Annotated in this window: 11 protein-coding genes; 4 read left to right on the forward strand and 7 right to left on the reverse strand. The window is 58.7% G+C overall.

The genetic code is table 11. The annotated features are described in order from the left end of the window. Positions 1 to 32: 32 nt before the first annotated feature. Positions 33 to 2,657 (reverse strand): ATP-dependent chaperone ClpB, encoded by a 2,625-nt coding sequence (gene clpB, locus QP868_RS11565; protein ID WP_284926718.1) that lies wholly within the window; start codon positions 2,655 to 2,657, stop codon positions 33 to 35. 218 nt (positions 2,658 to 2,875) lie between these two features. On the opposite strand from clpB, the gene QP868_RS11570 reads away from it, so the two are divergent. Next, the gene (locus tag QP868_RS11570) at positions 2,876 to 3,946 is read left to right on the forward strand and encodes an NAD-dependent epimerase/dehydratase family protein (protein ID WP_284926719.1); all 1,071 of its coding nucleotides are present in this window, start codon (positions 2,876 to 2,878) and stop codon (positions 3,944 to 3,946) included. A gap of 78 nt (positions 3,947 to 4,024) precedes the next feature. Continuing rightward, positions 4,025 to 4,240, forward strand: coding sequence for a hypothetical protein (locus QP868_RS11575; protein ID WP_284926720.1), 216 nt, complete (start codon positions 4,025 to 4,027; stop codon positions 4,238 to 4,240). A gap of 74 nt (positions 4,241 to 4,314) precedes the next feature. On the opposite strand, the gene pheA is transcribed toward QP868_RS11575, so the two are convergent. The 4 genes from pheA to QP868_RS11595 form a co-directional block, all read right to left on the reverse strand. After that, positions 4,315 to 5,268: a prephenate dehydratase gene (gene pheA / locus QP868_RS11580; protein ID WP_284926721.1), complete on the reverse strand. Its 954-nt coding sequence runs from the start codon at positions 5,266 to 5,268 to the stop codon at positions 4,315 to 4,317. Then, on the reverse strand, positions 5,268 to 6,167 hold the full coding sequence (locus QP868_RS11585) for a DUF5926 family protein (RefSeq protein ID WP_284926722.1): 900 nt from the start codon (positions 6,165 to 6,167) through the stop codon (positions 5,268 to 5,270). Before QP868_RS11585 ends, pheA begins: the two co-directional genes overlap by 1 nt. A 78-nt stretch (positions 6,168 to 6,245) precedes the next feature. Next, positions 6,246 to 7,211: a UDP-glucose 4-epimerase GalE gene (galE, locus tag QP868_RS11590; protein ID WP_284926723.1), complete on the reverse strand. Its 966-nt coding sequence runs from the start codon at positions 7,209 to 7,211 to the stop codon at positions 6,246 to 6,248. 45 nt (positions 7,212 to 7,256) lie between these two features. Then, a complete protein-coding gene (locus tag QP868_RS11595; protein WP_284926724.1) occupies positions 7,257 to 8,417 on the reverse strand; it encodes a CaiB/BaiF CoA transferase family protein in 1,161 nt (386 codons plus the stop codon). 340 nt (positions 8,418 to 8,757) lie between these two features. Here QP868_RS11595 and QP868_RS11600 point away from each other — a divergent pair, with 340 nt between their 5' ends. Both QP868_RS11600 and QP868_RS11605 read left to right on the forward strand, forming a co-directional pair. Next, the gene (locus QP868_RS11600; protein ID WP_284926728.1) at positions 8,758 to 9,660 is read left to right on the forward strand and encodes a LysR family transcriptional regulator; all 903 of its coding nucleotides are present in this window, start codon (positions 8,758 to 8,760) and stop codon (positions 9,658 to 9,660) included. A gap of 98 nt (positions 9,661 to 9,758) precedes the next feature. Continuing rightward, positions 9,759 to 10,604, forward strand: coding sequence for an SDR family oxidoreductase (locus QP868_RS11605; protein ID WP_284926725.1), 846 nt, complete (start codon positions 9,759 to 9,761; stop codon positions 10,602 to 10,604). Here QP868_RS11605 and QP868_RS11610 read toward each other — a convergent pair whose 3' ends face one another. Further along, positions 10,605 to 12,548, reverse strand: a complete 1,944-nt coding sequence (locus tag QP868_RS11610) for a hypothetical protein (RefSeq protein ID WP_284926726.1) — start codon at positions 12,546 to 12,548, stop codon at positions 10,605 to 10,607. After that, on the reverse strand, positions 12,535 to 12,843 hold the full coding sequence (locus QP868_RS11615) for a hypothetical protein (protein WP_284926727.1): 309 nt from the start codon (positions 12,841 to 12,843) through the stop codon (positions 12,535 to 12,537). Before QP868_RS11615 ends, QP868_RS11610 begins: the two co-directional genes overlap by 14 nt. Positions 12,844 to 12,919: the final 76 nt, after the last annotated feature.

Genomic DNA, 12,919 nt, shown 5'->3' on the forward strand with positions numbered 1-12,919 from the left:
CAGTTTTGCTCGCTTTGCGCCGTAACACTCCCCTACCGTTCGCCCACGGAGGAGATGAGCAGGCCTTCACCTGCAAACTCGTCCCCGCGGTCCACGGTGACGGTGTCGCCGTCGTGGATGTGTCCGGCCAGGATCTCCTTAGCCAGCTTGTCCCCGATCTCACGCTGCACCAAGCGACGCAGCGGCCGTGCACCGTACGCCGGGTCGTAGCCTTCGAGCGCCAACCATTCGCTGGCAGCCGGCGTGACCACAAGCGTCAAACGGCGTTCACTCAAACGGCTCTGCATCGACGCGATCTGCAGGTCCACGATGTGCGTGAGGTCCTCGGTGCTCAAAGCATCGAACATCACGATGTCGTCCAAACGGTTGAGGAACTCCGGCTTAAACGCCGCGTTCACCACGCCCATGACAGAGTCGCGCTTCTGCTTGTCATCCAGGTTCTGGTCCACCAGGAACTGCGAACCCAAGTTCGACGTCAAGATCAGGATCGTGTTGCGGAAGTCCACAGTCCGCCCCTGACCGTCGGTCAAACGCCCGTCGTCGAGCACCTGCAACAGAATGTCGAACACATCCGGGTGAGCCTTTTCCACCTCGTCAAGCAAGACCACCGAATACGGCCGGCGGCGCACCGCCTCGGTCAGCTGACCACCGGTTTCGTAACCCACGTACCCTGGAGGCGCACCCACCAAACGCGACACACTGTGCTTCTCGCCGTACTCACTCATGTCGATCCGCACCAGCGCACGCTCGTCATCAAACAGGAAGTCAGCCAGCGACTTAGCAAGCTCCGTCTTACCCACACCCGTGGGTCCCAAGAACAGGAACGAACCCGTGGGCCTGTCAGGGTCTGACACGCCTGCGCGCGAACGGCGGATCGCATCGGACACAGCCTCAACAGCCTTCTTCTGTCCAATGAGACGCTTACCAATCACGTCCTCGGCGTGCAGTAACTTCTCCCGCTCGCCCTGCAACAGACGTCCGGCAGGGATACCCGTCCAGGCGGAAACCACTTCGGCGATGTCATCCGAACCCACCTGCTCATTCACCATCCGCTTGCCGGCGCCAGCGGCGTCGTTACTGGCTGCTTGCTTCGCTTCCTGGGCCTCCGCCTCGGCGATCTCCTTTTCAACCAAAGGAATTTCGCCGTACAGCAGGCGCGAGGCGGTCTCCAGGTCGGTATCTCTGCGCGCGATCTCAGCCTGGCTACGCAAGTTGTCCAGCTTCTTTTTCAACTCACCCACGCGGTTGAGGCCAGCACGCTGTGCCTCCCACGTGGCGTTGAGCCCAGCAAGCTTCTCCTGCTTGTCCGCCAGGTCCTCACGCAGGGCTTCCAGACGTTCCTTCGACGCGTCATCGGACTCGTTGACCAGGGCCATCTCTTCCATCTTCAACCGGTCGACCGCGCGCTGGAGTTCATCGATCTCAATGGGAGCAGAGTCGATCTCCATGCGCAGACGGCTCGCGGCCTCATCCACCAGGTCAATCGCCTTGTCCGGTAGTTGACGCCCCGTGATGTAGCGGTTCGACAAAGCGGCCGCGGCCACCAGAGCACTGTCAGAAATGGTCACCTTATGGTGCGCTTCGTAACGCTCCTTGAGCCCACGCAGAATCGCCACCGTGTCCTCGACACTTGGCTCGCCCACGAACACCTGCTGGAACCTGCGCTCAAGAGCCGGGTCCTTTTCAATGTTTTCGCGGTACTCATCCAGTGTGGTCGCGCCTACCAGGCGCAACTCACCACGTGCCAACATGGGTTTGAGCATGTTGCCCGCATCCATCGCGGAATCGCCCGTAGCACCGGCACCTACAACCGTGTGGATCTCGTCAATGAACGTCACGATCTGACCATCGGAAGCCTTGATCTCTTCCAAGACAGCTTTGAGGCGTTCCTCGAACTCACCTCGGTACTTAGCGCCTGCAACCATCGCAGACAAGTCAAGGCTGATCAGCGTTTTGTTGCGCAGCGACTCAGGCACGTCACCAGCCACAATGCGCTGGGCCAGACCCTCAACCACCGCGGTCTTACCCACGCCGGGTTCACCAATGAGCACCGGGTTGTTCTTGGTCCGGCGCGAAAGCACCTGCACCACGCGCCGAATCTCAGAGTCACGCCCGATCACCGGGTCCAGCTTGCCTTCACGCGCCGCCGCGGTTAAGTCCACACCGAACTTCTCCAGCGACTGGAACGTGTCCTCAGGGTTTTCACTTGTCACTTTCTTGCCCCCACGCACGCTGGGAAGCGCGTCCAACAGCGCTTGGCGGGTGACACCGCGGCCGGTTAAGACACGACCCATTTCACCGGTGTCTTGGGTGGCCGCCAGCAGCAGGTGTTCCGTGGAGACGAACTGGTCGCCCAGGCCCTGCATTTCGCGCTCAGCGTTGTTGATGAGCTGCAGGCCCTGGCGGCTGAGCTGGGGCTGGCTCACGGTCGAGCCTGACAGCGACGGCAGTGCCGCTGATAAGGCTGCAGCTTCGCGGGCGATTTCGGCTGGGTCGGCACCAAGGGCGGTGACGAGCGCACCAGCGATACTGTCTTTCTGTTCGAGGAGGGCGCTCACCAGGTGCGACGGCTCAACCTGGTTGTTGCCACGGTTGACCGCATCCTTGATGGCAGCGGACAGAGCCTCCTGCGAACGCGAGGTAAATTTAGCGTCCATAAGATTCCTTTCACACTTCTAAGCTTCAGAGTTTGAGCTTCTGAAATCTTCAACGCTTCCAGGGTTGAGTCTATTCCGCTCAACTTTGAAAATGGCATGAAAAAGTGTGTGAAGTTGTGCGAGAAAATCGCTTTCGAAGGGCGCTTGGCTGTGTGTGCGTGCAGTGTCAGCAAATGAAGGCGATAACCTAAAGAGCGAGTACACGAGAAAGAGGTTTCATGTCCATTGTGGTCACCGGCGCTTCAGGTTTTGTGGGTGGCGCGGTTGCGCGTTCGCTGGCAAAAAGCGGGCACCAAGTTATCAGCCTGAGTCGCACGTGCCCGGACTTCGCTGAGCCTCTCACCGGGGACATTGGACTGCCTAACACTCGCAAGCGTCCCGGCGTATGGCACCTTGATTGGGATATTCGCAACCCCGCGCCCGAGGTGGTTAAAGAACGAGCGGACGCCGCCCAGGCTGTCGTCCACGCTGCCGGTTGTATGAACGACTGGATGACTGCGAGTTACGCTCACGCCGTGAATGTGACGGGCACCCGTAATGTGCTTGACGCGTTTCCCGATTCCAACTTCATCTACTTTTCCTGCGCTCTTGTTTATGACCCGCAGGTTGATCTGGACGGCGCGTACGAGGAGTCCGCGTTGGTGACGGCGGGGAGGTACACCTCGGAACTGGAGCGGTCCCTTGTGGAGGCCGAACGGGTGGTACACCGCGTTCGCCCCGACGCTGTCATTTTGCGCCCCGGCCCCATTTACGGCGCTGGCGACAGGAACACCATGCCGTACATCCTGAAGCGGGTCGAAAATGGGGTACTGCCTTTGCCTGCCGGGGGTAAGAAGCGGATTACGCTGTGCCACATCGACAACGCGGTCGCAGCCGTTGAAGCAGCAATCAAGAACCCGCACATCAACGGGCCCATCAACGTGGGCGACCCCGAACCGTATGTACTGCAGAAGGCCATCAACACGATCCTGGCCCGCTCTCAGTCGCACAACATTGTGAAGTTCGAGGAAATGCCTGCGGACTTAAGCAAACTCAAGGCCTGGTGGTGGGAACGCAAGGCCAAAATGGCTGGCGGCGCTAAGAAGATTGAGAAAGCGATGGCGCGTCAGAATCCCGAGGTGTTAAAGAAGGCGCGCGCGAAGGCTCGCCCGTTGCTGACCCGGTTTGCGGTGCGGCAGCTGGTGCATGACCGCACCTTGAACCTGTCACGCTTGAACACCCTGCTGGGTGTGCACCCGGTGCAGGGGTTGGCGCCTCGCACGGGTGAGCTGCCCGACGACCCCGAGTAGTGGAGCGGGTGTAGCGCAGGGCCTGACTCGTTTGCCCTACACGCGTACACTCATAGTCATCCCAAAGGAGTGGATCTAATGAGCATGAAAACGGACTACGACGTCGTCACCCACCGTGAAGGCGACCTATGGGTTTTTACGATTCCGTCTCTCAGCGCTTCAGGACAGGCGACAAGTCTCTCAGCTGTTACAGACGAAGCTCGAGGCATCATCGAAGCATGGACAGAGGACGGTCCCGCGTACGAAGACATTACTGTCAACGTTCACATTGACAGAGCTCAAGAAGCTCGCTGAGCCGAGGCGCCAAACGGCGGAAAGTGAGCGAAACTACGCAATATAATGCGCAGTTTCGCTCACTTTCCGCCGTTTCACCCCAGGATCGAACGCACCCACGCGGTCGAGTCATCAAAACTCGACGCCGTGCTCGTTGAGTCGACCTCAACCGGGATACCGTCAGCCGCAGGGTATGAACCCAAGAACTGCAGCTTACGCACCATCCGGTGAACCCCGGCCAAGGCCTCAGAAACTCGCGGCTCACGCACGTGACCGGAAATATCAATTGAGAACTTGTACAACCCAAGCCCGTCACCAGTTGGTCGCGACTCAATGCGCGAAAGGTTCACGCGCCGGGCCGAAAACTGCTCTAGCAACCCCAGCAACGAACCTGCCTTATCGGTCGCCAACGTGGCCACGATCGTGGTTTTGTCCGCCCCCGTGGGAGTAGGCAACTGCGGGTTCGGCTTCACCAGGATGAACCGGGTCACCGCGTTTTTCGCCGTCCCAATATCGTCCGCCACAACCTCCAAGCCATACGCTTGGGCAGCCAACTCAGGGCACACCGTAGCGTGGAACGGCGCTTCACCCGCCCCTAACTGCTTAGCCGCTGCAGCTGTCGATGACGCAGGCATGAACTGGGCATCCGGCAGATGCGCACCCATCCATTCGCGGGTCTGCGCCTCGGCGTGCGGGTGCGTACCAAACGCCTGCACATCGGCAAGCGCAGTCCCCGGACGCACCGCCAGCACAAACCGCACGGGCACCACGGTTTCTGCCACGATACGCGCGTGCCCCACACGCATCAGCGCATCAAGGGTCGCGGGCACACCACCTTCGAGCGAGTTCTCAATGGGCATGACCGCCGCGTCATACGCGCCGCTGGCGATCCCGTCGAGCGCTGCGTTGGCGCTGATAACGGGCACACGCTCAATGTCACCGACCCCAGCGGCCCCAGCCCCACCGGCCCACACATCACCCGATTCGATCAGCTGCAGCAGGGCCGCTTCGGTAAACGTTGCGGCCGGGCCCAGATAAGCAACCTTCATTAGCGGATGGTCAGCTGGCGTGACACCACACCGGACTTTGCGCGACGTTGTTCTGGTGTGAGCGACCCGGTTTCGTCCATCGCTGCGTGGAGTTTCTTAGCAAAGTCACCCAACACGGCGTCAACGTCGTCTGGGGTCTGGTTTTCGCTCAGTTCCCACACAGGGATCACGATCCCGTGAGCGCGGAAGCACCCCAGGTACTTGCCCAGGCCGCCCAGGTTGTTTTCACCGGCCGCGTGCAGGCGTGCCAGCCCGTCCATGACGGTGTCTTCTGGTTCGGTGAATGCCCAGCGCACGTAGCAGCGGCCGGCCATTTCGGTCCAGTAGCAGCCTTCCGCGGACACAAGTTTTTCGGTGGGGCTGATGCGCTGGTTGGCCTGCTCGAGTCCCTCACGCAACTGTTCTTCGCTAAACGCAGAGTCTTCCGGCAGGTCCACTTCTTCTGGTAGCCAGTAATCAAACGTTTCTTTCACCGTGACTTTGAACGGGACCGAGGTGTCAAGAATGTCTTGCAGGCGCGGCCCCTCACCTGGGTTGGAGTTGGGTTCGGCGTATGCGCCGGGACCCTGTTCCTTCACCTTGAGGATCGCTGCGGCGAGGTCGCGCGACGGGTCAGGAGAGCTGTGTGGGGTTTGCAGTCCGGCCATGAGTACGCCGTCTTGGCGGTTCATGGCTTGCCACGCGGCGGGCAGGAGGGTGGCGAAGGTGACGTCGTCACCGCCGTATTCTTCTGTCAGTTTGGCGGTTGCGGTTGCAGCTGGGACCAGTTCACGCAGGCTCACCAGGTCGGTTTCAAATGGCAGACCTTCGAAGGGGCGCGGAACGAACGCGGCTGCCTGTTGGCGCGCCAGGCGCTTGGCGATGACATCAGCTGTTGATTTCTTGGACTTTTTTCCCATGGGCCTAGTCTAAGCAAAGACCACCCACCCCACATACTGCGCCTACGCTACGCGCCCCACTGCACGCCAACGTGCGCGTTACTGGCCACGCGCTTCAACGGAACTCTGAGCGATTTCTTTCAGCCCGTATTCTGCTTTCCAGCCGAGGTCTTGCCTGGCTGCCGTGACATCTGCCACCAGGCGCGCGGGGTCACCTGGGCGACGGTCACCAACAACCGCGTCGATGGGACGTCCCAGCGCATCAGAAAGCGCAGCGATGACTTCACGCACGCTGGACCCGTTTCCGGTGCCTACGTTGTAAACCGACTGAGGGTTGGACCCTGCTTCCAGTGCATCGAGCGCGACCACGTGCGCTTCCGCTAAGTCTTTGACGTGGATGTAGTCGCGGATGCATGTTCCGTCGTCTGTGGGGTAGTCGTCTCCGAAGATCACGGATTGTTCCCCGTTTTCTACTTGGTTGAGAACAATGGGGATGAGGTTTTGCACGGCAGTGTCGGCGAGTTCCGGCCAGCCGGCCCCGGCCACGTTGAAGTAGCGGAGTTTGATTGCCCGCAGGTCTGATACGGCGGCAACGTCGTCGATCATCCATTCGCCAATGAGCTTGGTTTCACCGTATGGGTTGGATGGATGCTGTCCTACGTGTTCTTCTGCCAACAGGAGCCGGTCTTGCATGCCGTAGACCAGGGCAGATGAAGAGAAAACCAGCCTGTTGACCCCATGAGCCACAAGCGCATCAAGCAGATTCGCCAGTCCAGCCACATTGTTGCGGTAGTACTTGAGTGGGTTTTCTACCGATTCTCCCGCCATTTTCTTGGCAGCAAAGTGAACAACAGAGTCAACGTTGTAGCGCTTGATGACCTCACCCAGCTGTTCAGTTGCCGTGTGAGAAGATACGTCGATTTGCTCAAGCGGCAGCCCCTCAATGCGTGAGGCAATACCGTTGGACATGTCGTCCACAATCACCACGGAGTCACCGCGTTCGTGGAGTAGACGCACAACGTGGGATCCGATATATCCGGCGCCACCGGTGACCATTACTGTCATGGAGTTTTCCTCTGTATGTCGACGTGTTCGCTTTGCGACTAGATTCTACTCACGTAGCCACTGCTTGATGTCTTCAGAGTCCTTGCCTAGCCCCGGCGGGTCCATGTCATAGCTCACAGGAGTGGCAGACAGTGTGATGGGGTTGGCCACCGTGGGCGTATTTTCCGGAGTCGCAATGGGGTTGAGTCCCAGTTTTTGTGCCAACGCGACACCCTGCGCGATGTCGTTGATGGGTGCACACGGCACTCCAGCAGCGGTGAGCAGGTCGTACCATTCTTGCGCGGACTTTCGTGAAAGCGCGTCAATGAGGATGGGCGCTAAGTCAGTGCGGTTGCCGGTGCGTCCGGCGTTGGTTGCGAAGCGTTCGTCGGGAACGACCTCGGGAATTTCCAGAACCCTGCACAGGGAGGCAAACTGACGGTCATTGCCAACAGCCAGCAGGAGGTCTCCTTCGCCGGTGGGAAGCGGCAGATACGGGTACAGGCTGGGGTGCTCATTGCCCATCCGGGTGGGTACCACTCCCCCGGTGACAAACGCTGCGGACTGGTTCGCAAGGCCGGACAGTGCGGAACTGAGCAGGTTCGTTTCAACGTGCTGGCCTTCGCCGGTTTCTTGCCGGTGGTGCAGGGCAGACACGATGCCCAACGCCGTGTGCAGGCCGGTGATGATGTCGAAGACGGCGAAACCGGCCTTGGTGGGTTCTCCGCCGGCGGAATCGGGAGCGCCGGTGATGCTCATGAAGCCTGAAAGACCTTGGATGAGAAGGTCGTAGCCGGGTTGCGGGTTATTTCCGCCAAATCCGGTGATCGAGGCGTACACCACGGACGGATTGGTTTGAGCAACCGTGTCGTAGTCGAGGCCAAACTTCTTCAGACCGCCGGCTTTGAAGTTTTCGACAACGACGTCGGCGCGGGAGGCAAGTTTCTGGGCAAGGGCGCAGTCGTTTTCGTCTTTGAAGTCCAGGACCACGTCGTGTTTGTTGCGGTTGGTACCCAGAAAGTAGGTGGCTTCGCCTTCGTGGACCGGTGGGCGCCATCCGCGTGTTTCATCACCCGTGGGGCCCTCAACTTTGATGACGGTTGCGCCCAGGTCGGCCAGGAGCATGGTTGCGTAAGGGCCGGCGAGCACGCGAGAAAAGTCAGCGACAAGAACGCCTGCGAGGGGCCCAGTGGGGGTGCGGCCAAAAGTGGGGCGTGACGTAGACACAAAAACCTCTTCTTCGTAGGTGTAATGAGTTACATGCTCATCCCATATTCTCACTCTTGGGTCTTTTGCGCCTTCTGCGGTTGCACATACCGCGGTCACTTTGGTGTTATCCTCACCTAAGTGACTCACGGGTAACTTTTAGCGATGCCCCCTTGATTTAACAAGTCGTCTTGACATAAGATCGGGAGGCTGGACGGCAGTGCATATGCATGCACTAGAGTGCATAAGACATTAGCACTCTGGTTGCATCCATGCACTCGCAGTCCACCAGGGCGTCATTGAAGTCGCGCGCTCGCGCGCGAGCGCCAAGCCACCTCGCAGAAAGAAGAGTGTCATCGACCTGAACCAGACCCGAGCATTCCTCGCCGTTGCAGAGGAATTGCATTTCGGTCGCGCCGCGGAACGCCTCGGGATTGCACAGCCGCCACTGAGCCGTACAATCAAGCAACTCGAAGACCGCCTGGGGGTTCAGTTATTTAACCGCACCGCGCGGTTTGTGTCGCTTACCGCAGCGGGCTCAGCGTTAGTGGAACCGGCCAGGGAGATTCTGCGGAGTGTAGAGAAAGCAGAACGCACGGTTCGCCTAGCTGAAGAAGGCAACATTGGTTCCGTGAACCTTGGTTTTACGATGTCCTCTGGTCGCACTCACGTATCTCAGCTCATTAGGGCGATGCAGCAACAAGCGCCGGGAATCAAGGTTGAGCTCCATGGCAAGGTGTTCAGCGTGGAGGGGATATCCAGAGTTTTGTCTGGGAAGCTGGACCTGGCGCTGGTGTATACGGACTCGTTGCCACCGCGACTCGCAGGGCGCGTCATCAGCCTGGATCGCCACGCCGTGATCACGCCTAAAGATCACCCGCTTACCCAGCTGGACAGGGTGACGGTTGAGGACATCCAGGACTACGAGTTCGTCATGCTGGCGACTCAGGCCGGGGATTTCGCACGTGAGAACTTCATGCATTGGTGTCATGACGCTGGCTTCAAACCGCGCGTTGCACAAACCGTCCCAGACTCCATCACCATGGCGTATTGCGTCAACGAAGGTGTGGGCATCGCGGTCAACACCACTCCAGCGCTGGCAGACGTGCCGGATACCTCACTGGTGGCTACACCTTTAGAAACCGGGCACGCACCCACCCCGCTGGTCTTGGTGTATCACGAAGAAAACACGTCACCAGCACTCCGGGAAGTTTTGCGCATCGCAGAAGATGCACTCCCCCACGCACAGTTCGAGCTGCAGTAACAGCGGAAGCGGCGGGACACCTCGGCGGTCTCATGAGTTTGTGAGGTGTGCGGGGTACGCTGAGGGTGGAAGCTTCACCTAGCCCAAAGGAGTGTGTCGTGCCACAGTCAACAGATACACAGGCCCTGGCCGTTGTTGCGTCGAATGCGAATGTGAGCCGGTCGGAGTCGCCTCAGTCGCGTAGGAAGTTCTACCCGCAGCGTTTCAGTGGCAAGGTTGCTGTGGTAACGGGTGCGTCGCGTGGTATTGGCTTAGGTGTTGCGCAGCGGTTGGCGCGCGAAGGTGCCAAGGTGGTGATTACGGGTCGGAATGCGGACACGCTCGCTGAAGCGACGTCCACGATTGGTGGCCCGCTGCAGGTTGTTGGCGTGGCTGGGAAGGCTGATGACCCAGAGCACCGTGAGCAGGTGTTTGCGGTTGCGCGCGAGAAGTTCGGGCCGGTGGATGTTCTGGTGAACAACGTGGGGATCAACCCGGTGTACGGTCCCATGATTGAGATGGATTTGGATGCTGCGCGCAAAATTTTCGAAGTGAATGCGCTGGGCGCGTTGGCGTGGGCGCAGGCGGCGTATGAGTCGGGGATGAAGGACCGAGGTGGTTCTGTCCTCAACCTGTCGTCGGTTGCGGCGGCGCGTCAGCCGGTGGGGATTGGGTTTTACGGTTCGTCGAAGGCGATGGTGGAGCACATCACGCGCCAGTTGGCGATGGAGCTGGGGCCACAGGTGCGCGTGAACGCGGTGGCACCGGCTGTGGTGAAAACCAAGTTTGCGGAGAAGTTGTATGAGGGGCGTGAGGACCAGGTGTCCGCGGAGTACCCCATGAAGCGTCTGGGTGAGCCCGAGGACGTCGCCGCTGCCGCTGCTTTCCTCCTGTCCGATGAGGCGAGTTGGATCACCGGCCAGGTGCTCACGCTGGATGGTGGCCGCAGCCTGGGCGGCGAGTAGTTACTTAGTACGGGATTTGGCGCGCTTGAGAAGCGACCGCGCCGAGTCTTTCATTAAGCGAACCGAACCGGCAAGACTCTTGCCCTGTGGCACTCGGGCGTCTGGGCAGTCGCACGTGGCAATCGGCTGCATGTCCTCGGCAACAACGGTGGGAACCTGCTCCACTGCGGAAATGGTTGTCCATGACGCATTCTGCCAGGACTTTATTCCCCGCATATCGGCGTGAGCACGTAAGCCGACCCGAACCTCGGCCCCCACACGTAGATTACGCACGGTCACGCGGACTGGTAGAGACGTGGCGGCACCGTCGCACTCCAGGAGAGGCTCATCGTCGACGAGAACTTCCCAGCTGAACTTGCCTCGGTTCTTTGCGCATTCGTACGGCTGGTTAATGGTGAACTGAAGCGCCCCATTTGCTTCGATCTGTGTAAAAAGCACTGAGGCAAGAGCATTTCTCACAAAGTAATCGGCGGGAATGTATAGAGTTCGGTCATGCAAAACCTCGACTTCCTCGTTGTCTTCCGCCGACTCTGGGGCGTCGAAACGTGGCTCGAAAAGTGGTACTGGCGCGTTGCGTTCGGCCTTACTGTCACGGAACTGTTCGTACAGGTTGCGACGATCGTTGGTACCAATGAAGTTCAGAAGAGGCGCGTTGCGGTTAATCAGTTCGCGTAGCGCAAAGGCCTCGGCACGTTCAGCGGGCGAAAACGACAGGAGAATCTCGTATATCTCGCGGGTGGAAACTGGCAAAACGGTTTCGTAGACCACGTCTTGTTCATTCATGATTTCGGCGTGCCATTTACCCAGCCGAACCTCCCAGTAGAGAAGGTCAGTCATGAGGAAATCGAAGTGATCACACGAGTAACCGAGCTGTTCTGCGCGCTTGATCCGTTCTTGTGACTCTGGCAGGCCCAAAAGTTGTAAAGCTACAGTGGCGCTGACTGATGGCGCGCGCCAGAAACGTTTGACCACCTCGAGCCCGTTTCCACGCAGATGGACCCAACCCGGCTCAGCAAACACTTCTCGGTAGGCCGGCAAAAGTCCCTGCAGGTGGTTCTGCCATGTGTTGCTTCGAACGGTCTGATGGATCTTTGGACTAGTTTTGGGAAGGTTCGCGATGTCAAGAAACTGGTGAGACTTAAGCGGGGTCAGGTCTATCAGTTGGGTGACGAGGTCTTGGTCCAGAGCCATCATCTGATCACGAAAAGTCGCGGTGCGAGCTTTCTCTAGGCCGTAAGTGTAGCCCGCCATGTTGTGCCAGTACGGGCGAGACATAGCGAGAATGAACCGACTGTCGACACCACCAGTAACTGACACAGCAATTTTGTCACCGAATCGATCAGCCACGTTGCCAAGAACTCGGTTCATTAGGGTTTGTACGCGACTTAACTTATCCTCTAAGTCCCATTCGGTGTATCGATTCTTCTCCATAGGATAAAATCGCTTAACGGAGCCACTGTTGGCTTTCAGTGCAAAGTTGGGAAGCAGTTGCCACACGCCAGCGCATAAGGTGCTGTCAAGATCTTTTTCAGTTCGTGTGGAGCTTCCGCTCAGTTTCTTACCAGCCGTTCGAGCAAGCAACTTGAGATGAGAAGCTACGATGTCACCGTCTTCCGTGTAATACACGGTTCGCAAACCTGAAGGGTCGTTGAACACATGTACGTCATCATTTTCAATGACGAATACCACGTAACGGCCTGCGACTTTTCCTATGTGCTCGTAAAAATCGTTCCACTCGCGTGCAAAAGAACGTAAGAGTCCGCCTGCAACAGACTCGCCCACATGCTCCGAGGTATCAATCCATAGTCCCCTTATGATAACGAGCGCTTGCGCATCACTGGCCTGGTCCTGTTGCGTGGCGTTGTCCGCCCACAGCGTCCAACCGCCAACTAACTCTTGTGGCGTGAAATGAGCTACCGCGTGAAATGACCTACAGGTAAGCACAAACCCTTTCGAAAAGGGTACGTCGCGCCAGTCCTGCACCGAGTTCGCCATCTAATAAATCTTTGTCTTTTTCCACACGGTAGCGGCCACGCCGCCCTGCTAGATCGAGCGCCAAATCCCGCTCGGCCCGTTCCGGATATTGCGTCACGTATCCCTTGTGGAAGACTGTTTTGATTGTAGCCGTGGACGATGTCTGGCCGTCGATGACCGTATCCCGGCACCTTCCGTGAACTACAGTCGCAAGGGCATACCAGTGCTGTGATCCGGCTCCACCTGTTGTTCCCGTTACATTCATTTGTAGGTCCTCATCAGAGGATCTGGTCGCTGGTCCTGGTATGGCTTTTTTGCCCTGTCATCGATGATCCGGGGGG

This window comes from Brevibacterium sp. UMB1308A, from assembly GCF_030230605.1.
GTDB lineage: Bacteria > Actinomycetota > Actinomycetes > Actinomycetales > Brevibacteriaceae > Brevibacterium.